The 18,634-nt window shown below is 68.9% G+C and carries 17 protein-coding genes and 1 tRNA gene; 4 read left to right on the top strand and 14 right to left on the bottom strand.

What is annotated here, in order from left to right:
- Positions 1-12 precede the first annotated feature (12 nt).
- Positions 13-1,026, top strand: coding sequence for a DUF2125 domain-containing protein (locus RGD00_RS20120; RefSeq protein ID WP_310459062.1), 1,014 nt, complete (start codon positions 13-15; stop codon positions 1,024-1,026).
- Between the two features lie 96 nt (positions 1,027-1,122).
- On the top strand, positions 1,123-2,277 hold the full coding sequence (locus RGD00_RS20115) for a 2OG-Fe(II) oxygenase (protein ID WP_310459061.1): 1,155 nt from the start codon (positions 1,123-1,125) through the stop codon (positions 2,275-2,277).
- Positions 2,278-2,307: 30 nt separating this feature from the next.
- On the opposite strand, the gene RGD00_RS20110 is transcribed toward RGD00_RS20115, so the two are convergent.
- The 9 genes from RGD00_RS20110 to RGD00_RS20070 all read right to left on the bottom strand — a co-directional run bounded on the left by RGD00_RS20110 (position 2,308) and on the right by RGD00_RS20070 (position 9,353).
- Positions 2,308-3,150, bottom strand: a complete 843-nt coding sequence (locus RGD00_RS20110; protein WP_310459060.1) for an extensin-like domain-containing protein — start codon at positions 3,148-3,150, stop codon at positions 2,308-2,310.
- Positions 3,151-3,241: 91 nt separating this feature from the next.
- The gene (locus RGD00_RS20105) at positions 3,242-4,183 is read right to left on the bottom strand and encodes a prephenate/arogenate dehydrogenase family protein (protein WP_310459059.1); all 942 of its coding nucleotides are present in this window, start codon (positions 4,181-4,183) and stop codon (positions 3,242-3,244) included.
- Positions 4,180-5,265, bottom strand: a complete 1,086-nt coding sequence (gene hisC, locus RGD00_RS20100; RefSeq protein WP_310459058.1) for a histidinol-phosphate transaminase — start codon at positions 5,263-5,265, stop codon at positions 4,180-4,182. The genes RGD00_RS20105 and hisC overlap by 4 nt, the downstream gene beginning before the upstream one ends.
- Positions 5,266-5,364: 99 nt before the next feature.
- Positions 5,365-5,901 (bottom strand): TIGR00645 family protein, encoded by a 537-nt coding sequence (locus tag RGD00_RS20095; protein ID WP_310459057.1) that lies wholly within the window; start codon positions 5,899-5,901, stop codon positions 5,365-5,367.
- 118 nt (positions 5,902-6,019) lie between these two features.
- Complete coding sequence (gene rpsD, locus RGD00_RS20090) at positions 6,020-6,640, bottom strand: 30S ribosomal protein S4 (protein WP_310459056.1); 621 nt, start codon at positions 6,638-6,640, stop codon at positions 6,020-6,022.
- A gap of 156 nt (positions 6,641-6,796) precedes the next feature.
- The gene (locus RGD00_RS20085; protein ID WP_310459055.1) at positions 6,797-7,876 is read right to left on the bottom strand and encodes a Hint domain-containing protein; all 1,080 of its coding nucleotides are present in this window, start codon (positions 7,874-7,876) and stop codon (positions 6,797-6,799) included.
- Between the two features lie 105 nt (positions 7,877-7,981).
- Positions 7,982-8,917, bottom strand: coding sequence for a lipid A-modifier LpxR family protein (locus RGD00_RS20080; RefSeq protein WP_310459054.1), 936 nt, complete (start codon positions 8,915-8,917; stop codon positions 7,982-7,984).
- Between the two features lie 98 nt (positions 8,918-9,015).
- Positions 9,016-9,207: a hemin uptake protein HemP gene (gene hemP / locus RGD00_RS20075; RefSeq protein ID WP_310459053.1), complete on the bottom strand. Its 192-nt coding sequence runs from the start codon at positions 9,205-9,207 to the stop codon at positions 9,016-9,018.
- Positions 9,207-9,353 (bottom strand): hypothetical protein, encoded by a 147-nt coding sequence (locus RGD00_RS20070; protein WP_310459052.1) that lies wholly within the window; start codon positions 9,351-9,353, stop codon positions 9,207-9,209. Before RGD00_RS20070 ends, hemP begins: the two co-directional genes overlap by 1 nt.
- 211 nt (positions 9,354-9,564) lie before the next feature.
- Between RGD00_RS20070 and RGD00_RS20065 the strand changes: the two genes are divergently transcribed.
- Positions 9,565-10,551 (top strand): LysR substrate-binding domain-containing protein, encoded by a 987-nt coding sequence (locus tag RGD00_RS20065; RefSeq protein ID WP_310459051.1) that lies wholly within the window; start codon positions 9,565-9,567, stop codon positions 10,549-10,551.
- Between the two features lie 52 nt (positions 10,552-10,603).
- Here the strand turns inward: RGD00_RS20065 and RGD00_RS20060 are convergent, their stop codons facing one another.
- Entirely contained in the window at positions 10,604-12,262 is a 1,659-nt protein-coding gene (locus RGD00_RS20060; RefSeq protein WP_310459050.1) for an alpha/beta hydrolase, read from the bottom strand.
- 216 nt (positions 12,263-12,478) lie between these two features.
- Here RGD00_RS20060 and RGD00_RS20055 point away from each other — a divergent pair, with 216 nt between their 5' ends.
- Positions 12,479-12,898, top strand: a complete 420-nt coding sequence (locus tag RGD00_RS20055; protein WP_310459049.1) for a hypothetical protein — start codon at positions 12,479-12,481, stop codon at positions 12,896-12,898.
- A gap of 206 nt (positions 12,899-13,104) precedes the next feature.
- On the opposite strand, the gene RGD00_RS20050 is transcribed toward RGD00_RS20055, so the two are convergent.
- The 4 genes from RGD00_RS20050 to RGD00_RS20035 all read right to left on the bottom strand — a co-directional run bounded on the left by RGD00_RS20050 (position 13,105) and on the right by RGD00_RS20035 (position 18,451).
- Entirely contained in the window at positions 13,105-16,755 is a 3,651-nt protein-coding gene (locus tag RGD00_RS20050; RefSeq protein ID WP_310459048.1) for a vitamin B12-dependent ribonucleotide reductase, read from the bottom strand.
- Positions 16,756-17,331: 576 nt separating this feature from the next.
- Positions 17,332-17,408 (bottom strand) — tRNA-Pro (locus RGD00_RS20045).
- Positions 17,409-17,450: 42 nt separating this feature from the next.
- Positions 17,451-17,954 (bottom strand): DUF192 domain-containing protein, encoded by a 504-nt coding sequence (locus tag RGD00_RS20040; RefSeq protein WP_310459047.1) that lies wholly within the window; start codon positions 17,952-17,954, stop codon positions 17,451-17,453.
- Positions 17,924-18,451 (bottom strand): cold-shock protein, encoded by a 528-nt coding sequence (locus tag RGD00_RS20035; RefSeq protein ID WP_310459046.1) that lies wholly within the window; start codon positions 18,449-18,451, stop codon positions 17,924-17,926. Before RGD00_RS20035 ends, RGD00_RS20040 begins: the two co-directional genes overlap by 31 nt.
- Positions 18,452-18,634: the final 183 nt, after the last annotated feature.

Below are 18,634 nucleotides of genomic sequence, written 5' to 3'. Positions count from 1 at the left end.
AAAGGGGGCGGGATGCGGTTCCTCGCGGGTCTGTTGGTGGTTCTGGCGGTCGCCTGGGGCGGCTGGTGGTGGCTGGGGGCCACCGCGATGGAACGCGGCGCGCAGGCGTGGTTCGCCCAACGCGCGGCCGAGGGCTGGGATGCCCGCCATGGCGGGCTGTCGGTGCAGGGCTTTCCCAACCGGCTGGACCTGACGGTGGATGCGCCGCGGATCGCGGACCCGCGCCGGGATCTTGGCTGGCAGGCGGATTTCGTGCAGCTGCTCGCGCTCAGCTACAAGCCCTGGCATGTGATCCTGGTGCTGCCCCCGCGGCAGGAGGTGACGGTGGCCGGCCTTTCCGCCGGGGTGGCGTCGGAACGCATGCAGGCCAGCGTCGTGCTGCGCCCGGTGCCCGACCTGCCGCTTGACCGCGCGGCGCTGGCGGGCGACGGGCTGGTGCTGGCGGCGCCGGACGGGCGGCTTTTGCTGCGCATCGACAGCCTGCGGGCGGGCAGCCGCGCCGCGCCTTCGCGCGAAAACGGCAACGACATCGCCATCGAGGCCACGGCCCTGACGCTCGGCCCCGCGCTGGCCGGGGCGCTGCCCCCGGGCGCGCTGCCCGACCGGATCGAGCGGCTGCGGCTGGAGGCGGAACTGGACCTGTCCGCCCCGCTCGACCGCCATATGGGCCGCACGCGGCCCTTCGCGCGGCGGGTGGATCTGCGCGACCTGCGGCTCGACTGGGGCGGGCTGCATGTGATGGGCCGGGGCGAGTTGCGCCCCGACAGCGCGGGCTTTGCCGAGGGGCGCATCACGCTGCGGGTGGAAAACTGGCGGATCGGGTTGCAGACGCTGGTGGCGGCGGGGCTGGTGCGGGCGGAGCTTGCCCCCACCTGGGAACGCGCGCTGGAACTGATGGCCGCCGGCAGCGGCAACCCCGAGGTGCTGGACCTGGCGCTGCTGTTCCAGGGCGGGCGGGCGAGCCTCGGGCCCCTGCCGCTTGGCCCCGCGCCCCGGCTGCGCCCGGCGCTGGCCCGAACGGATTGACCGGAACGGGTTGACCGCAACGGGTTGACCCGGGGGGCCGGTCTGTCGTCCAATCCCCTTTCGGCAAAAATCCGCCACAGCCCGAAAGGAGACAGGATGACGGCACCGCCCCGAGGCGCCACGCCCCCCGAACCGCACCGCCCCCGCCTGATGCCGGGCGACCGCATGCCCGAATTCACCTGCGCCACCACCGCCACCGAGGCTTTCCGCTTCGACAGCGCGGCGGGCCGGTGGCTGGTCGTCTGCCTGCCGGGCAGCGGCGGCGCGCCGGGGACGGCCGAACGGATCGGCGCGCTGGCGCAGACGGGGTTGCTTGACGACGAACGGGCGAGCCTTTTCATCGTCAGCAACGACGCGCAGGATCGCGCCGCCGGGCGGCTGGCCGACCGCATCCCCGGCCAGCGGGTGTTCTGGGATTTCGACGCAAGCGTGGCGCGGCTTCTGGGGGCGATGAGCGCCGACAGCCCGGCGCGGCTGGCGCCCCGCTGGCTGGTGATCGACCCGGGGCTGACGATCCGCCATGTCATCCCGTTCCGCACCGATGGCGCCGACGCCGCCGAGGTCGCCGCCCATCTGCGCGCCGCCCCGCCGCCGGACCGCTACATGGGGTTCGAGTTGCCCGCCCCGGTGCTGATCCTGCCCGATGTGTTCGAGCCCGCCTTCTGCGACATGCTCATCGCCCGCTACGAGGCCGAGGGGCGCGAGCTGTCGGGCTTCATGCGCGATCAGGGCGGCAGGACGGTCGGCGTGCACGACCCCGGCTTCAAGGTCCGCCGCGACTATACGGTGGAGGATCAGGACACGATCCGCGCGATGCAGGCGCGCATCCTGCGCCGGGTGGTGCCGCAGATCGAACGGGTGCATTTCTTCCGCTGCACGCGGATGGAACGCTATCTGGTCGCCTGCTATGACGGGGCCGAGGGCGGCCATTTCCGCCCCCACCGCGACAACACCACCCTCGGCACCGCGCACCGGCGGTTCGCGGTCTCGATCAACCTCAACGACGGGTTCGAGGGCGGCGAGGTCAGCTTTCCCGAATACGGGCCGCGCGGCTACAAGGCCCCGCGCGGCGGGGCGGTGGTGTTTTCCTGTTCGCTGCTGCATGCGGTGTCGCGGGTGACGGCGGGGCGGCGCTATGCGTTCCTGCCCTTCCTCTACGACGATGCGGCCGCCGCGATCCGCGAAAGGAACGCCGCGCAGGTGCCCAATGCGCAGGGCTACCGCGCCGACGCCCCCCGCGCGGGGGTGTAGGGGGCCCTGTGGCCGGGCCGGGCGGCGACCCTACCGGCAGTACGGCCCGTTGCGGTAGCTGGCGCTGTCGAGGTGCAGGTGATCTTCGTGATAGCCGTCCGAACCGGGGCCGAGCGTGGTGCCGAAGGGTCCGCAGGCGGCCTTGTGCGCGGCGCGGATCGGCCTGCCCCGGTTGCCGCGCCAGTCGCGCAGCACCGTCAGCGTGGTGCCGTCGGCCAGCACGAAGGCGGAAATGTCGATCGCCTTGCCCTTGGCATGTTCCGACAGCTTCGCGCCCTTCTTGTTGTTGCGCCCGCGGCAGACGTAATGGGCGGCGACCTGCATCTTCACCACCCCGCCGCCGGTGGCGCCGAAGGCGGGCTTGACGCCGTTTTCCACCCAACGGTGCAGCGCCTGCGCCGTAGGGCAATCCATCAGCGCGCCCTGCGACAGCGCGATGCCGCCCACGGCACTGACGCGCACGGGCTTCTCGATGCCGCAGCCGCGGATGCGCCCCACAACGGGGGCCACGGTTTCGCCCCGGATCGCCGGGTTGCCGCAGACCGACCCCGCGCGCCCCGTCACCGGGCCGGTGCCGGGGGCGGGGCGGATGATGGCGGTCTGCTGTACATTGCCCGGGGACCCGGCGGGGGGCGCGGCCTGCCGTTCGCGCGGGCGCAGAAAGCCGAACAGGCCCCGGCGTTCGGGCCGCGCGGGCGGGGCGGCGGCGGCGGTTGCGGGGGTGGCCTCGGGCACAGGCGGGGCGGCCACCGGATGGGCCGGGCGCGGGCGGGGGCGCAGGCCCGACAGGGGATGCGCGCTGCTGGCGGCCACGACTACGGATGCGGGGGCGGCAGGCGCAGGCGCCACGGCGGCGGCACCGGGCCGGGGCATCGGGCGGGGCGAGATGCGCGGAGGCTCCGCCACCGCTGCCGAGGCCGCAAGGACCCCGCAGATCGCCCAGACCAGTCCCTGCCGCAAACGCCTAGTCCCCCTGCCCCTTCGCCGCGCCGACACGCCCGAAATCCGGCGCCGCCGTATCCTGCCCGGCCTCGATGATACCACGCCGGATCGCCCGGGTCCGGGTAAAATAGGCATGCAGATGCGGCCCGTCGCCCAACCGGATCGCGCGTTGCAGCGCGAACAGTTCCTCGGTGAACCGGCCGAGGATGTCCAGCGTCGCCTCGCGGTTGGTCAGGAACACGTCGCGCCACATCACCGGGTCGCTGGCCGCGATGCGGGTGAAGTCGCGGAAACCGGCGGCGGAATATTTGATCACCTCGCTGTCGGTGACGCGGCGCAGGTCGTCGGCGACGCCCACCATCGTATAGGCGATCAGGTGGGGCGTGTGGCTGGTCACGGCCAGCACCAGATCGTGGTGCGGCGCGTCCATCTCGTCGACATTGGCCCCGAACGCCTCGACCAGCCGCCGCAGCCGCGCCACCGCATCGCCGTCACCCCCGGGCAGCGGCGTCAGCAGCCACCAGCGGTTGCGGAAGAGCGTGGCAAACCCCGACCGTGGCCCCGAATGTTCGGTGCCCGCGATGGGATGGCCCGGCACGAAATGCACGCCTTCGGGGATATGGGGCCCCACCGCCTCGATCACCGCCTGCTTGACGGACCCCACATCCGTCACCGTCGCGCCGGGGGCCAGATGCGGGGCGATTTCCGCCGCCACCGCCCCCATCGCGCCCACCGGCACCGCCAGCACCACCAGATCGGCGCCCGCCACGGCCTCTGCCGCCGTGTCATGCACGCTGTCGCAGATGCCGATGTCCAGCGCCACCGCCCGGGTTTCCGCCGTGCGGGCATGGCCAGCGATATGCCCCGCCAGCCCCCCCGCCCGCATCGCATGCGCCATCGACGAGGCGATGAGGCCGAGCCCGATCAGCGCCACGCGGCCATAGATCGGCGCCGCGGCGGTCATCTGGCGCCCTTGAACTGGCCGATGGCATGGGCGACGCGGCGGCAACTGCTTTCATCGCCGACGGTGATGCGCAGGCAATGCGGCAGGCCATAGCCCGCCACCCGCCGCACGATCAGCCCCTGATCCTTGAGGAAACTGTCGCAGGCCGCCGCCTCTGCCTCGTCCGCGAACCGGGCAAGGATGAAGTTCGCCGTCGAAGTATCTGACGGAACACCCATTTCCGCCAATGCCTCTGCCAGCCAGCTACGCAGGCGGGCGTTTTCGCTGCGGCAGCGGGTGACGTGATCCTGATCGCGCACGGCGGCCTCTGCCGCCTCCAGCTGCGCGGTGCCGAGGTTGAAGGGCCCCCGGATGCGGTTCAGAACGTCGATGATCGCGCGCGGCCCATAGCCCCAACCGATCCGCAGGCCGCCAAGGCCGTAGATCTTGGAAAAGGTCCGCGTCATCACCACGTTCGTGCGCGCCTCGACCAGCGCCGCCCCGCCGTCGTAGCCCGCGACATATTCGGCATAGGCGCCGTCCAGCACCAGGATCGCCTGCGGCGGCAGCCCGTCGGCCAGCCGGGCGATTTCCGCCGTGCCGACCATGGTGCCGGTGGGGTTGTTCGGGTTGGCGAGGAACACCAGCTTCGTACGGTCCGAACAGGCGGCCAGCAGGGCGTCCACATCCGTCGTGCGTTCGCGTTCCGGCACCGCGATGGGCGTCGCGCCCACCGCCATCGCGGAAATACTGTACATCAGGAAGCCGTGTTCGGTGTGCAGCACCTCGTCGCCCGGGCCGGCATAGGCCTGGCAGAGAAAGGTGATGATCTCGTCCGAACCCACGCCGCAGATGATTCTGTCGGCGTCGAGCCCGTGCACCTCTGCGATCGCGCCGCGCAGGGCGGCGTGGTCGGTCGAGGGATAGCGGTGCAGGCTGTGCACCGCGCGGCGGAACGCATCCGCCGCCCGGTCCGAGGGGCCGAAGGGGTTTTCGTTGGACGACAGCTTGACCGCATTCGCCACGCCCGGGACATGGCTCTGCCCGCCCTCGTAAAGGGCGATGTCGAGGATGCCGGGCTGCGGGCGGATCATGTCACTCATAGCGGAAGACTCCGTAGGCTGCGCGCCGTTCTAGCCGTGCGCCGCGGCCAAGGCCAGTGCCATGTTTGCCGCCCCCCTGCCCGCCCTGGTTCCGGGGCCTCAGTGCTTGCCGCTGTTGGCCGACAGCCAGTCCATCAGCGCCATCAGCACCCCCGAGACGACGAAGGTCAGGTGGATCACCGTCAGCCAGAAAAGCTCGGTTTCCCCGAACTTGGCATCGGCCACGCTTTCCCCGATCTCCATGAACCGCTTGAGCAGATGGATCGCGGAAATGGCGACGATCGAGGCGATGAGCTTCATCTTGAGCCCCGAGAAATCCACCGTCCCCATCCAGGCCGGCCGGTCGCCGCCGTCGCGGATGTCGAGTTTCGACACGAAATTCTCGTAGCCCGAAAACAGCACGATCAGCAGCAGGTTCGCCGCCAGCGTCAGGTCGATCAGCGTCAGCACGACGAGGATCGCCTTTTCCGAGGTCATGGTCAGCACCTGCGGCACATAATAGACCAGATCGCGCAGGAAGATCACCGTCAGCATCGCCAGCGACACCGCCAGCCCCAGATACATCGGCGCGATCAGCCAGCGGCTGGCGAAAAGGGTCTGTTCGAAACGGGTTTCGATCGTGTGCTTGTCGGTCATCTGCCTGTGGTTCCTGACGATTCTGGCGGGCGAAAATACCCTGACGCCCCGCCGTGCGCCACGGAAAAGCAAAGGGCCGCCCCGAAGGACGGCCCCTGAACCCGCGATCCGAAAGGGATCAGTTCTTGGCGTAGTATTCGACGACGAGGTTCGGTTCCATCTGGACCGGATAGGGCACGTCCGACAGCGCCGGGGTACGCACATAGGTCGCGGTCATCTTGGAATGGTCGACTTCCAGATAGTCGGGCACGTCACGTTCGGTCAGGCCCACGGCTTCGAGCACGATCGCCAGTTGCCTGGACCGGTCGCGCACCGCGATCACGTCGCCTTCCTTCACGCGGTAGGAGGCGATGTTGACGCGCTTGCCGTTCACGGTGACATGGCCGTGGTTCACGAACTGGCGTGCGGCAAAGATGGTCGGCACGAATTTCGCGCGGTAGATCACGGCGTCCAGACGGCGTTCCAGCAGGCCGATCAGGTTTTCGCCGGTGTCGCCCTTGACGCGCTCGGCCTCGCCGTAGATCTTGCGGAACTGCTTTTCGGTCAGGTCGCCGTAATAGCCCTTGAGCTTCTGTTTCGCGCGCAGCTGCGTGCCGAAATCCGACAGCTTCTGCTTGCGGCGCTGGCCGTGCTGGCCGGGGCCGTATTCGCGCTTGTTCACCGGGGATTTGGCACGGCCCCAGATGTTTTCGCCCATGCGGCGGTCGATCTTGTACTTGGCAGCGGTGCGTTTGGTCATCGCTGATCTCCTTCTTGCGTATCGAAGGGCGTTGTCCTTTGCCCTTGCGGGCCGACAGGCATCCCCTTGCGGGGGCCACCAACACCAAATGAAAGCCCCGGGGTCGCCCCCGGGGATGGCGGCCTTATACAGGCGCGCGCGGGGGTGTCAATGCGGTTACGCCGCCTCGTGCCGCAGGATGGCGGATTCGAAGGCCGTCAGGTTGCGCCGCGCCGGCGCGCCATAGCTGCCCGGATCGCGCGCCAGCCCCGGCATCAGCGCGAACAGCCCCTCGCGGCTGGCCGGGTCGAGCGTGTCGAGCGCGGCATAGGCCGGGTGGAAGCTTTCGGTTTCCAGCCCGTTGGCGAGCACGATCTGATGCGCCTCCAGCAGCACATGGACGTAAGTGACCTCGCGCAGCGCCATGTCCACCGCCACCGTCTGGCCGTTGACCAGATGTTCGGCGGCGACCAGCACCTCGGGCGTGCCGAACAGCGCCTGCGCGGGCGCGCCCCGGACCAGCATCCGGTGCTGGGGCGACACCAGCAGGTCCCGGTCGGGCCGGCCGATCCCCATCGCGCCCGCGCGGATCCGCACCGGGCGCAGTTGCGGCATGGCATAGAGCCGCGCGCCGGTCATGCGGCGCTGGCCCGTCCACAGGATTTCCTGCGGGCCGTTGTCGCGGGTGTCGATCCGGTCGCCGGGGCGCAGCGCCTCTATCGCGCGGGGGCCGTCGGGGGTGGCGATCAGCGTGCCCGGGGCGAAACAGATCACGCCCCCCGCATCCGGCCCCGCCGCGGCGGGCGGGCGGCAGTCGAGCGCGCTGCGCACCACCCACAGATCCGCACCCGCGGGCGGCACCGCGCCCAGGAACATCACCAGCCTTTGCGCGGCGTCGGGCACCTCGATCACGGTGGCGGCATAGGATTGACGGCCATCGGTCAGCAGGAAGCCCTGTTCGGGCGCGTCATCCCGCAGGTCGTCGGATACCGGATCCTGCCTGCCCCCTGCCGGTGCCAGCGCCGCGCCGACCAGCCGCCGCACCATGCGCGCCGCCCGGGCGCGCAATTCGTCGGCGCCCGCCGCCCCCTGCAACACCAGCAGATCGCCCGGCGCGTCCAGCCGCACCGCCCTGCCCGTCCAGCGCCACCCCGCGCCCGCGCGGATCAGGTCCGGCGCGGGCGCGGGAACGCCATCGGCTTCTGTCTGCGACCACGATACAACGAAGGTTCCGGCCGAAGCCGCCTCGATACTCATCACTACTGCCCGTTCTTATTGTTTAGGGAATGTTAACAAACCCCGGGCGGCAATGCTATGTCGCGGCTGCAACAGCGGCGCCAAATATGGCGGAAAAGCGGCCGGTCAAAACCGGATCCGCAGGCGGAGAGAGCCGATCACCTGCCCCTCGGGCTGTTCCTCGAACTCGCGCCCCAGTCGGGTGACGCCATAGAACAGATCCGACCGCCGGCCCTGCCAGTGCAGCCCCGCGCGCAACCGGGTGCGTTCGTCGCTGAGCGTGGCGGCGCCGCCATCGGGCAGAAAGGCGCTGTGCGTGACATGGGCGACATCGGCGCCCAGAACGAAGCTGAGCCCCGGCACGGTCGCGCCCGGAACGCCGCGATAGCGTTGCCCCGTGCCGACATCGCGCAGCATGAGCCCGCCTTCCCCGAACCGGCCCACCACCATATCGGCGCCCGCGCGCAGATAGGTTTCCGCCCCCGCCTGCCCCTCGACGAAGGGGCGCAGGCTGACGCCATCGGCCAGCACCAGCGGCAGGCCGACCTCGCCGCTCAGCGTCGGCAACAGGCGGTTGCCGATCTGGTTGCCCAGAACCATCGGCCGGTCGTGCCCCAGCATCTGGTGCGCGCCGCGCTGGAACCGGCCGACCAGCGTCTGCGGCCCGACCATCACCAGATCCGCGCCGACCGACGCCTCTGCCCGGCCGAGCGCCAGATGCGTATGCACCCCCGCCGACAGCACGCCCGCATAGCGGCGGTCGCGGGGGCCGGGATTGGTCAGGCTGCGCGGCTGGATGATCTCGCTGCGGAAACGGTATTCGCGGATCGCGCCGAATTCGGACGGCAGATGCCCCTGCCATTCCGGCCCGGTGACGCGGCTGACGACATAGGCGCCCGAACGCCAGCGGTCATGCCCGTCGCCGATGAAATCGTTGCTGAACAACCGCCCGTGGCCAAGGACCTGGCGGTCCTGCGCCATGGCGGCGGCCGGTGAAAGCGTGGCGGTGAAAAGCGCGGCGCCGAACGCCGCGCGCGCAAGCTGCAAGAAAGCCCTCGGCATGTCCCTACTCGTTACGGCCCCCCAGCCTTGCCGAAGCTATAGCGCGGGGCCGGAACCGGGGCTAGTGCAGATGGGCAACAGCCCGTCGCCCGAAAGCGTCACTTGGTCAGGATCAGTTTGCCGGCCCGGGTGATGCGCAGCGAATAGACCTGTCCGTTCAGGTGGATGAAGGCCAGGTTGCCGCCGCGGGTCAACTCTGTCGCGTCATGCTGGGGGGCGCCATTGACGCCGAAGGGCGCCGCCACGGGCTGCGGGCCGGGGCGGGTATCGGAAAAGCTGGTATCGTTCATCAGGGCCGCTCCATCCGGTCAAGCAGGTCGCGCACGAGCTTCGAAGGCGCAAGAACCCCCTGCAAACCGGCCTGAAGCAGCTCGGCCAGCGGCACGGGCGGCATCGGCGGAACGGCGGCGGGCCGGGCATCTGAGGGGCGGATCATGCGGTCACTCCGGGTTCTGGTCTGTCACTCCGGGCTCACCGATCAGGCTGGCTGGGCATGGCGTTATTCCTGACAGAAAGACTTAGTTATGTAAACCCCCCTCCTTGCGCCCCGGCGAAAGCCCGCCCCGCCCTTCGGCCACGCCGGAAACGCGCGGTTCCGCCGCATCAAGGGAACTTGCGCCCTTCGCCCCGCGGGATAAGTTCGGGTGATGATGAACATCACCCTCAAGCAGATGCGCTATTTCGAGGCCCTGGCCCGGTCCGGCCATTTCGGCCGCGCGGCAGAGGATTGCGCGATCACCCAGCCCGCGCTGTCGATGCAGATCAAGGAACTGGAAGAAACGCTCGGCACGCCGCTGTTCGAACGCGGCCCGCGGCAGATCCGGCTGACCGATTTCGGCGAGGTCTTCGGACAGCGCGTGCGCGGCATCCTGCGGGCGGTGGACGAACTGGAAGACCTCGCCCGCGCCTCGGGCGAGATGCTGACGGGGCGGCTGCGCATCGGGGTGATTCCCACCATCGCGCCCTATCTGCTGCCCAGCCTGATCGGCCGGCTCACCCGCCTCTATCCGGGGCTGGAACTGAACCTGCGCGAAACGGTGACGCCGAAGTTGTTGCGCGAACTGGCCGAGGGGCGGCTCGACACCGCGATCGTGGCGCTGCCGGTGTCGGAACCCGCGCTGACCGAGGTCGCGCTTTATACCGAACAGTTCGTGCTGGTCCGCCCGGCAGAGGATGCGGACAAACCCGTGCCCAACCACGCCCGCCTGCGCGAAATGCGGCTTTTGCTGCTGGAAGAGGGCCATTGCTTCCGCGACCAGGCGCTGTCCTTCTGCCGCCAGTCCAGCGCGCGCCCGCGCGAACTGCTGGACGGCAGTTCGCTGGCCACGCTGGTGCAGATGGTGGGCGCGGGCATCGGGGTGACGCTGATCCCGGAAATGGCGGTGCCGGTCGAGACGCGATCGGCCCCGGTTTCGATCGCGCGCTTCCACGACCCGCAGCCGGCGCGCACCATCGGCATGGTCTGGCGCAGGACGACGCCGCTCGCCCGGCAACTCGAACGCATCGCCGCGGTGGTGCGCGAGGCGGGCACGGCGCTGCGGGCCGAAGGCGGGCTGCCCGCGACCACCGGCAGCCCCGGCTTGCACCCGCCGGCCCCGGCGGAAAGGGCGGTGGCCTCCGGCGGGGATATTTAGGGACAGAAAGTGCAGCGCGCGGGCCCCGCCCCCCCCGCACAAAGGCCGGAGGTCAGAGCCCCCGCGCCATCAGCGCCGCCCGCAGCCGGGACAGCCCGGCCTCGTCCCAGCCTTCGGGCGACAGCAGCGCCAGCCAGCCGCGCAGGTAATCCTGCCCGGCATAGACATGGCCATGGCCCCGCGGCGCGGTCGTCCCGGTGAAGAGATCGAACCCCACCTGTAGAAAGGTGACGAGCGGCAGCCAGCGGAACGCCTCGATCACGCCGGGGCCGCGCGGGCCGGTCATCCATTCGGGCCGCCGCCACAGGATCGCGGGCGAAAAGAAGGTGATCGGGTCCGAGGCGTATTGCAGATAGACCAGCCGCATCGGCCCCCAGGGCAGGCCCGCATCGGGCATGTCGGCCTGGTTGAGGAACCGCACCGCCGCCCCGTCGCGGAACCGCGGCAGCCAGGCGGGGCTGTCGGGCTGGCGGTCGGCGGTGATCTGCGCCCAGCTCCGGCTGGCGAAGGGCGCGCCGACCCAGAGCGCACCCTGATAGGGATCGCCGATCAGGTCGTAGAAATCCGCCGAAAGGTCGGAGTTCAGCGCCCCGAGGCTGAGCCCGAAGAGGTAGAGCCGCGGGCGGCTGTCGGCCGGCAGGTGGCGCCAGTGGCCGTGGATCGCCTCGAACACCTCGCGCGCGGTGCGGGCGCCGTATTCCGGCACCGTCAGCAGCGACAGCCAGCTCGGCAGGTAGGAATACTGGACCGAGATCGTGGCGACATCGCCGTCCGTCAGCACCTCCAGCGGCATCATCGCCGCGGGGTCCACCCAGCCGGTGCCGGTGGGCGTGGCGATGACCAGCGTGCCGCGCGCGAAGGCGCCGATGCGGATCGCCTCTGCCAGCGCCAGCGCGGCGCGGCCCTGCGGCGTTTCGGCCGAACCCAGGCCGACATAGACCCGCAGCGGCGCCAGCGCCGGGCGGCCGGTGATCGCGGCGATGGCGGCGGCGTCGAGCGGGTCGGCGATGCGGTTGCGCCCCTCTGCCCCGATCCCCTCCCACCCGATCAGCGAGGCGGCGCTGCCGGTTTTCAGCGGATCGGCGGGCGGGTCGGGCGCCTCGGTCAGCGCAGCATCCATCGCGCGATAGCTGGCGTCGAAGGCGGCGAGCGCGCGGCGCAGGATCAGGTCGTTGCCGAGCGCACCGAAGACCCCGATCGCCAGCAGGAAGCCCAGGACCAGCGCCAGCCGTTCCGGCAGGATGCGGGCCAGGTGCCGCGCCAGCGCCAGCCCCGCCCGCCGGAAGAGCCGCGCGAGACAGATCAGCAGCGCCGCGGTGGCGAGCGCCGTGGCCGCGATGGTGAAGGGGCGCACCGTTTCCACCGGCGGCAGGTCCATCGCGGCGCGCAGCATGTCCTGCCATTCCGCCGCCCGCCACAGCGCCCGGATCATGACCGCCAGCGCCACCACCCCCGCCAGCCGCCACGCCCGCGGCCCGCGCCATTGCGGCAGCTCCAACAGATGCCACAGCAGATGCCCGGCGACCGCGACACCATAGCCGGCCACGAAACTCGCCCCCGCCAGCAGCCCCTGCACCAGCCCCGCCCGCGGGATCAGGCTGGGCGTCAGCGCGGCGGCAAAGCAGAGCGCGCCGAGCAAAAGCCCCGGCCCCGAGACATGGACCCGGGGGATGCGTGTGGCGAACGCGGAAAGACGGCGGAGGGCGGACATGGCCGCAGTCTGGCAAAGCGGCCGGCGGCTGTCCATGCGGCGGGATGGGGACTTGCCGGGGCGGGCGATCCCGGCGCAGTGTCGAGGAGATTGACGGCGGGCTTCGCGGTGGATTTTACTCCCGCAGGTCGGCCTTTGGCGGAACCGGGACGGGATGGTGCGTGGTACAGACCATGCGCCATCTTGGGACAATGTGACTAGTAGCGAGGGTAGAGGATGAAAAGCGTGGCCGATGCTGTGGATATTCCCTTTTTCATCCCGCCGATGAACGACGGGAAGTCACATCACGTGATTTCCAGGGGCAAGACGCCGAAATTCTATCGGCCGGAGGATCTGGGGGATATCGGGCAAGGCAATACGCTATGGGTCCATGCCTTCGAAAGATTGCTCACGGGGCTCTATCTGGCTCTCGGCGGTCCCGTGCCGTATTGCTTCGTGACACCGGATGGAAACATACGCTCTCTCGACGGCGGATGCATCAAGATGATGCTGAACCGAACACCGCCCGACATCCTTCTGAACGTCGGCGCCGATGGCTACATATCCTCGGCACGCCCGTCGGAGCGGCTTCTGGAGCTATTCGGTCCGATACAGGAAAGGTTGAAAGACGAAATCCTGTCGGCGAAAGCGAGTTAGCCGACAGTTTCCCGTATCGCGGACACCCTCAGCGACCGCTCCGACGCAGAAGATAGCGATCTCTGCATCGGTCTGCGATTATCCCCCGCCGGACGACCTCCCACAGGCCCGACCGGGTTGCCCCCTGTCGCGAGAGGCGGAGCAAAGCCCCGACCTCCATGCCTCGACGGTCAGCAACGGCAGGACGGGGCTTCGCCCCGCCCCCCTCAGCTACACCCGCTCGTTCCGCCGCAGGTGTTGCACTTCATGCAGGTGCCGTTGCGGACCAGCGTGTAGTTGCCGCATTCGCCGCAGGGGTCGCCCTCGTAGCCCTGCATGCGGGCCTTGGTGCGGGCGTCCATCGTCACCGTGCCGGTGGCAAGCGCGGTGGTGGCGGTGGCGACGGTGAAGCTCGCCGCCGCCTCGGCCATGCCGCCCGCGGCCATGCCCCCTTGCAGCACCATCAGTTCCTGCGGCAGGCGTTTGCGCAGATAGCCGGTCGAACTGATCTGTTTCAGCACCTCCAGCGATTTCGACGCCGCCGTTTCCGACACTTCGGTGACGTTGCGCCGGCCCTCGTCCTGCCCGCCGCCGAGGTCGTCGAAGCTCGCCCCCTTGGGCTGGACATGCGCGAGGTCGGTGCGGTCGAGATAGCTGACCGCGAGTTCGCGGAAGATGTAGTCGAGGATCGAGGTCGCGTTCTTGATCGAATCGTTGCCCTGCACCATCCCCGCCGGTTCGAACCGGGTGAAGGTGAAGGCGTCCACGAATTCCTCCAGCGGCACGCCGTATTGCAGGCCCACCGACACCGCGATGGCGAAGTTGTTCATCATCGCCCGGAAGCCCGCGCCTTCCTTGTGCATGTCGATGAAGATTTCGCCCAACCGGCCGTCGCCATATTCGCCGGTGCGCAGATAGACCTTGTGCCCGCCGATCAGCGCCTTTTGCGTATAGCCCTTGCGCCGTTCGGGCAGCTTTTCGCGGTTGGTGCGGATGATTTCCTTGACGATCACCTTTTCGACGATCTTCTCGGCAATGACCTGCGCCTTTTCCTGCGGCGTGCCGGTGGCGAGGATTTCCTCGGCCTCCTCGTCGTCCTCGACCAGCGCGGCGGCCAGCGGCTGCGACAGCTTGGATCCGTCGCGATAGAGCGCATTGGCCTTGATGCCGAGCGAATGCGACAGTTCATAGGCCGCCAGCGTTTCCGCGATCGTCGCCGTGTTCGGCATGTTGATCGTCTTGGAAATCGCGCCGGAAATGAACGATTGCGCCGCCGCCATCATGTGGATGTGGCTTTCCACCGACAGGAAGCGTTTGCCCTTCTTGCCGCAGGGGTTGGCGCAGTCGAAGACCGAAAGGTGTTCGTCCTTCAGGAAGGGCGCGCCTTCCAGCGTCATCGTGCCGCAAACATGGTCGTTCGCCGCCTCGATCTGCGCGCGGGTGAAGCCCAGGTGGCGCAGAAGGTCGAAGGTGGGGTCGTTCAGCCTTTCGGCCGGGATGCCGAGCGTCTGCTGGCAGAAATCCTCGCCGAGCGTCCACTGGTTGAACACGAAACGGATGTCGAAGGCCGAAGGCAGCGCGGCCTCGATCTTTTCGATCTCGCGCGCGCCGAAGCCGTGGCCGATCAGCGCGGTGTGGTTGATCGCGGGCGCCTGCCCCAGGGACCCGTGGCCCACGGCATAGGCCACGATCTCCGCCACCTGCGACGGGGTATAGCCCAGTTTTTCCAGCGCCGCCGGCACCGACTGGTTGATGATCTTGAAATAGCCGCCGCCCGCCAGTTTCTTGAACTTGACCAGCGCGAAGTCGGGCTCGATCCCGGTCGTGTCGCAATCCATCACCAGCCCGATGGTGCCGGTGGGCGCGATGACCGATACCTGCGCATTGCGGTAGCCGTGCTTTTCGCCAAGCGCCAGCGCCTCGTCCCAGGCGGACCGCGCCAGCGCCACCAGCCCCTTGTCGGGGCAGTTGGCGAAGTCGAGCGGCACGGGGGCGACATTGACCTGTTCGTAATCGGCCCGCTCGCCATAGGCGGCGCGGCGGTGGTTGCGGATCACGCGCAGCATATGCGCGCGGTTCTTCGCATAGCCCGGGAAGGGCCCCGATTCCCCCGCCATTTCGGCCGAGGTCGCATAGGCGACGCCCGTCATCACCGCGGTCAGCGCGCCGCACATCGCCCGGCCTTCGTCCGAATCGTAGCCGAGCCCCATGTTCATCAGAAGCCCGCCGATATTGGCATAGCCCAGACCCAGGGTGCGGAAGTCATAGCTGCGCTGCGCGATTTCCTTGCTGGGAAACTGCGCCATCAGCACGCTGATTTCCAGCGTCACCGTCCAGAGCCGCGTGGCATGGACATAGCCCTCGGCGTCGAACTGGCCGTCCTTCCAGAAGGTCAGCAGGTTCATCGACGCAAGGTTGCAGGCGGTGTCGTCGAGGAACATGTATTCCGAACAGGGGTTCGAGCCGCGGATCGGCCCGTCCTCGGGGCAGGTGTGCCAAGCGTTCACCGTGTCGTGGAACTGGATGCCGGGGTCGGCGCAGGCCCAGGCGGCATGCCCGATCTGGCCCCAGAGCTCGCGGGCCGAAACGGTCTTGGCCACCTTGCCGTCGGTGCGGCGGACCAGTTCCCACGGGCGGTCCTCGCGCACCGCGCGCAGGAAGGCATCCGTCACGCGGACCGAGTTGTTGGAGTTCTGGCCCGAGACGGTGATATAGGCCTCGGAATCCCAGTCGGTGTCATAGGTCGGGAATTCGATCGAGGTGAAACCCTGCCGCGCGTATTGCAGCACCCGGTTGGTATAGGTGTCGGGGATCATCGCCTTCTTCGCGGCGCGGATCGCGGATTTCAGGCCCGGGTTCTTCGCCGGGTCCACCGCATCCTCGGACGAACCGTCCCAGGCGCGGATCGCGGCGAAGATGTCGTTCAGCCGCGCCTCATGCGCCTTGGATCCGGCGACGAGCGAGGCGACCTTCTGCTCCTCGATCACCTTCCAGTTGATGAACTGTTCGATATCGGGGTGATCCATGTCGCAGATCACCATCTTGGCCGCCCGCCGCGTGGTGCCGCCCGACTTGATCGCCCCCGCCGCGCGGTCCCCGATCTTGAGGAAACCCATCAGGCCAGACGACTTGCCGCCGCCCGACAGCCGTTCGCCTTCGCCGCGCAGCGAGGAAAAGTTGGTGCCGGTGCCCGAGCCGTATTTGAACAGCCGCGCCTCGCGGACCCAGAGATCCATGATGCCGCCCTCGTTCACCAGATCGTCGGCGACGGACTGGATGAAGCAGGCATGCGGCTGCGGATGTTCATAGGCGCTGTCGGAACGGGTCAGCTTGCCGGTGGTATGGTCGACATAGAAATGCCCCTGCCCCGGCCCGTCGATGCCATAGGCCCAGTGCAGCCCGGTGTTGAACCATTGGGGCGAATTCGGCGCCGCCATCTGCCGGGCGAGCATCGCGCGCATCTCGTCGTAATAGGCGCGGGCATCGGATTCGGCGGTGAAATAGCCGCCCTTCCAGCCCCAATAGGCCCAGGCGCCGGCCAGCCGGTCGAAGACCTGCCGCGCGCTGGTCTCGCCGGTGAACCGCTCGCCCTCGGGCAGCGCAGCCAGCGCCTTGTCATCGGGAACCGAGCGCCACAGGAACTCGGGCACGCCCTTTTCCTTCACGCGCTTGAGCCGGGCGGGGATGCCCGCCTTGCGGAAGTATTTCTGCGCCAGCACGTCGGCGGCGACCTGGCTCCAGCCCTCGGGGATCTCGACCGCATCGTTGCGGAACACGACCTTGCCGTCGGGGTTGCGAATCTCGGACGTGGTGGTGGTGAAGGCGATCGCGCCATAGGCGCCGGCCTTTGCGGTGGTGAACTTGCGCTCGAACTTCATCTGCCCCGGTCTCCGTTTCTTGTCGCGGGGCCACGCCCGCCGTCCTGCCCGCCCGCATCCGCGCAAACAAACCCGTCACCCCCTGCGCCGCGCACACGAGATACCCACCCCCGACAGGGGGCGCAGTTTCCATGGAAGCGTATCGCCGCGCCCTACCATATCTAGTGGGATCGCGGCGAACTTCGTCAAAGTGTCGTAAATCGCCGGGCCTCGCAACGGAAATTTTTACCCGCCGGCGGGATTTTTCCCCTTGACGCAGGACACCCCCGCCGGGAGGCCGGCGGGGGATACGGGGGACAGGTCTGTGGATGGATGCGGGGATAAACCCCGGCCCGGATGCGCCGCGCCCAATGCCCGCGGCGGGTTCGCACGGGCGGCGCGGGGAACGGGAATCGCACCATCCGGTTGCGCGGATGGATAGGGTGGCGCCTGAGGCCAACCCCCGGGATATTCATCTCACGGTAAAAGACGGCACGGGCTTTCCGAAGAAAATCGGCGCGGCTTCATCTTGCCCGAAATACTCCGGGGGTCCGGGGGCTGGCCCCCGGCGCTGCGTTCGACACTGGCTGTAAAAGATGGTCGGGGCGACAGGATTCGAACCTGCGACCTGCGGTACCCAAAACCGCCGCGCTACCAGGCTGCGCCACGCCCCGTCCGGGCAGCCCTAGCGGGATTCGCGCGCGAAGGAAAGGGGATCACTCGCAGGGCCAGGCGGGGTCGTGGGCGGCGAAGGCGGGGTGGCGCATCTCTGCCCCCGGGGCGATGCCCATGCGCGCGGCCAGCCCGCCGTTGATTTCCAGCACCGCGAACACCGCCCCGCCGCCGTCGATGGGCGTAAGGTCCCCCGGCACCGCCTGCGGATGCACGCGCGTCACCCTGCCCTGCGCGTCCAGAAAGATCATGTCGAGCGGGATCAGCGTGTTCTTCATCCAGAAGGCGACGCGGCCCGGGGCGTCATGGACGAACAGCATCCCCGCCCCGCGCGGCAGGCTGTCGCGGAACATCAGCCCCTGTGCGCGTTCCACGGGCGTGTCGGCCAGTTCGACGCTGAACCGCGCCTGGCCGAAGGGGCCGCGCAGGTCCACCGCGCCCGGATCGCAGGCGACGCCCGCCGCCGCCGCATCCGCCAGCAGCAGCGCCGCCAGCGCACCCGTTACCCGCCGCATCGTCAGCCGCCGCACCGCACCGCCACGTCCCATGCCACCACCTGCACCGCCATCTGCCCGCGCTTGCCCTCGGCGATGCGCAGGCCCACGGCCTCGCCCGCCTGAAGATCGGCCAGCCCCGACTGACGCAGCACCTCGATATGCACGAACACGTCCTCGGATCGGCCGAAGACATTGGCAAAGCCGAAGCCCTTGCCCTTGTCAAACCATTTCACCCGGGCAGGCTGCACCGGGTGGCGCTGGAGTTCGGCCACCACCTCTGCGGGGACGTCGAGCACCCCGCCCGCAGGTTCCGGCGGCGTGATCGCCAGCACCTCGATCGCCTGCGCGCCGCGCGCGGTGCGCTGCACCAACACCTCTATCCCGGTCCCGTCCGCGACCGAACCCTGGCCGAAATTGCGCAAGACATTGGCATGCAGCAGTATATCCGGCCCGCCTTCGTCGGCGAGGATGAAACCGAAGCCCTTGCCCGGGTCGAACCACTTCACACGGCCACGAACCCAGTCGGCGGCCTTTCTCATATCCTGCATTCCACCGCTTGTCCCAGTTGCCGGCTCTTCCGCCACTATACACCCTATGGTTGTGCGGGAAACCCCCGACTCCACCTAGAATAAATGTACGGGTACGATATGCAATTGTTGGGGGGTACCAGCTTTGTCCACGCGACCCACTTCCAGAAGGTCATCCAGAAGTCTTTGAAAGCGCAGCGGAAA

Origin of the sequence: Ruixingdingia sedimenti, from assembly GCF_031432425.1 — a bacterium.
GTDB lineage: Bacteria > Pseudomonadota > Alphaproteobacteria > Rhodobacterales > Rhodobacteraceae > Ruixingdingia > Ruixingdingia sedimenti.
Note: the sequence above shows the minus strand (reverse complement) of the source record. Positions and strands in the feature narration are given on the sequence as shown.

Excerpts from the sequence above, each read along its gene's own strand:
- RGD00_RS20065 (WP_310459051.1), top strand. The coding sequence starts at position 9,565 with ATGATGAACATCACCCTCAAGCAGATGCGCTATTTCGAGGCCCTGGCC.
- RGD00_RS20055 (WP_310459049.1), top strand. The coding sequence starts at position 12,479 with ATGAAAAGCGTGGCCGATGCTGTGGATATTCCCTTTTTCATCCCGCCG.
- RGD00_RS20060 (WP_310459050.1), bottom strand. The coding sequence starts at position 12,262 with ATGTCCGCCCTCCGCCGTCTTTCCGCGTTCGCCACACGCATCCCCCGG.
- RGD00_RS20085 (WP_310459055.1), bottom strand. The coding sequence starts at position 7,876 with ATGAGTATCGAGGCGGCTTCGGCCGGAACCTTCGTTGTATCGTGGTCG.
- RGD00_RS20105 (WP_310459059.1), bottom strand. The coding sequence starts at position 4,183 with ATGACCGCCGCGGCGCCGATCTATGGCCGCGTGGCGCTGATCGGGCTC.
- RGD00_RS20115 (WP_310459061.1), top strand. The coding sequence starts at position 1,123 with ATGACGGCACCGCCCCGAGGCGCCACGCCCCCCGAACCGCACCGCCCC.
- RGD00_RS20040 (WP_310459047.1), bottom strand. The coding sequence starts at position 17,954 with ATGGGACGTGGCGGTGCGGTGCGGCGGCTGACGATGCGGCGGGTAACG.
- RGD00_RS20080 (WP_310459054.1), bottom strand. The coding sequence starts at position 8,917 with ATGCCGAGGGCTTTCTTGCAGCTTGCGCGCGCGGCGTTCGGCGCCGCG.
- rpsD (WP_310459056.1), bottom strand. The coding sequence starts at position 6,640 with ATGACCAAACGCACCGCTGCCAAGTACAAGATCGACCGCCGCATGGGC.
- RGD00_RS20070 (WP_310459052.1), bottom strand. The coding sequence starts at position 9,353 with ATGATCCGCCCCTCAGATGCCCGGCCCGCCGCCGTTCCGCCGATGCCG.
- hisC (WP_310459058.1), bottom strand. The coding sequence starts at position 5,265 with ATGAGTGACATGATCCGCCCGCAGCCCGGCATCCTCGACATCGCCCTT.
- RGD00_RS20110 (WP_310459060.1), bottom strand. The coding sequence starts at position 3,150 with ATGCCCCGGCCCGGTGCCGCCGCCGTGGCGCCTGCGCCTGCCGCCCCC.
- RGD00_RS20095 (WP_310459057.1), bottom strand. The coding sequence starts at position 5,901 with ATGACCGACAAGCACACGATCGAAACCCGTTTCGAACAGACCCTTTTC.
- RGD00_RS20035 (WP_310459046.1), bottom strand. The coding sequence starts at position 18,451 with ATGCAGGATATGAGAAAGGCCGCCGACTGGGTTCGTGGCCGTGTGAAG.
- RGD00_RS20050 (WP_310459048.1), bottom strand. The coding sequence starts at position 16,755 with ATGAAGTTCGAGCGCAAGTTCACCACCGCAAAGGCCGGCGCCTATGGC.
- RGD00_RS20120 (WP_310459062.1), top strand. The coding sequence starts at position 13 with ATGCGGTTCCTCGCGGGTCTGTTGGTGGTTCTGGCGGTCGCCTGGGGC.
- hemP (WP_310459053.1), bottom strand. The coding sequence starts at position 9,207 with ATGAACGATACCAGCTTTTCCGATACCCGCCCCGGCCCGCAGCCCGTG.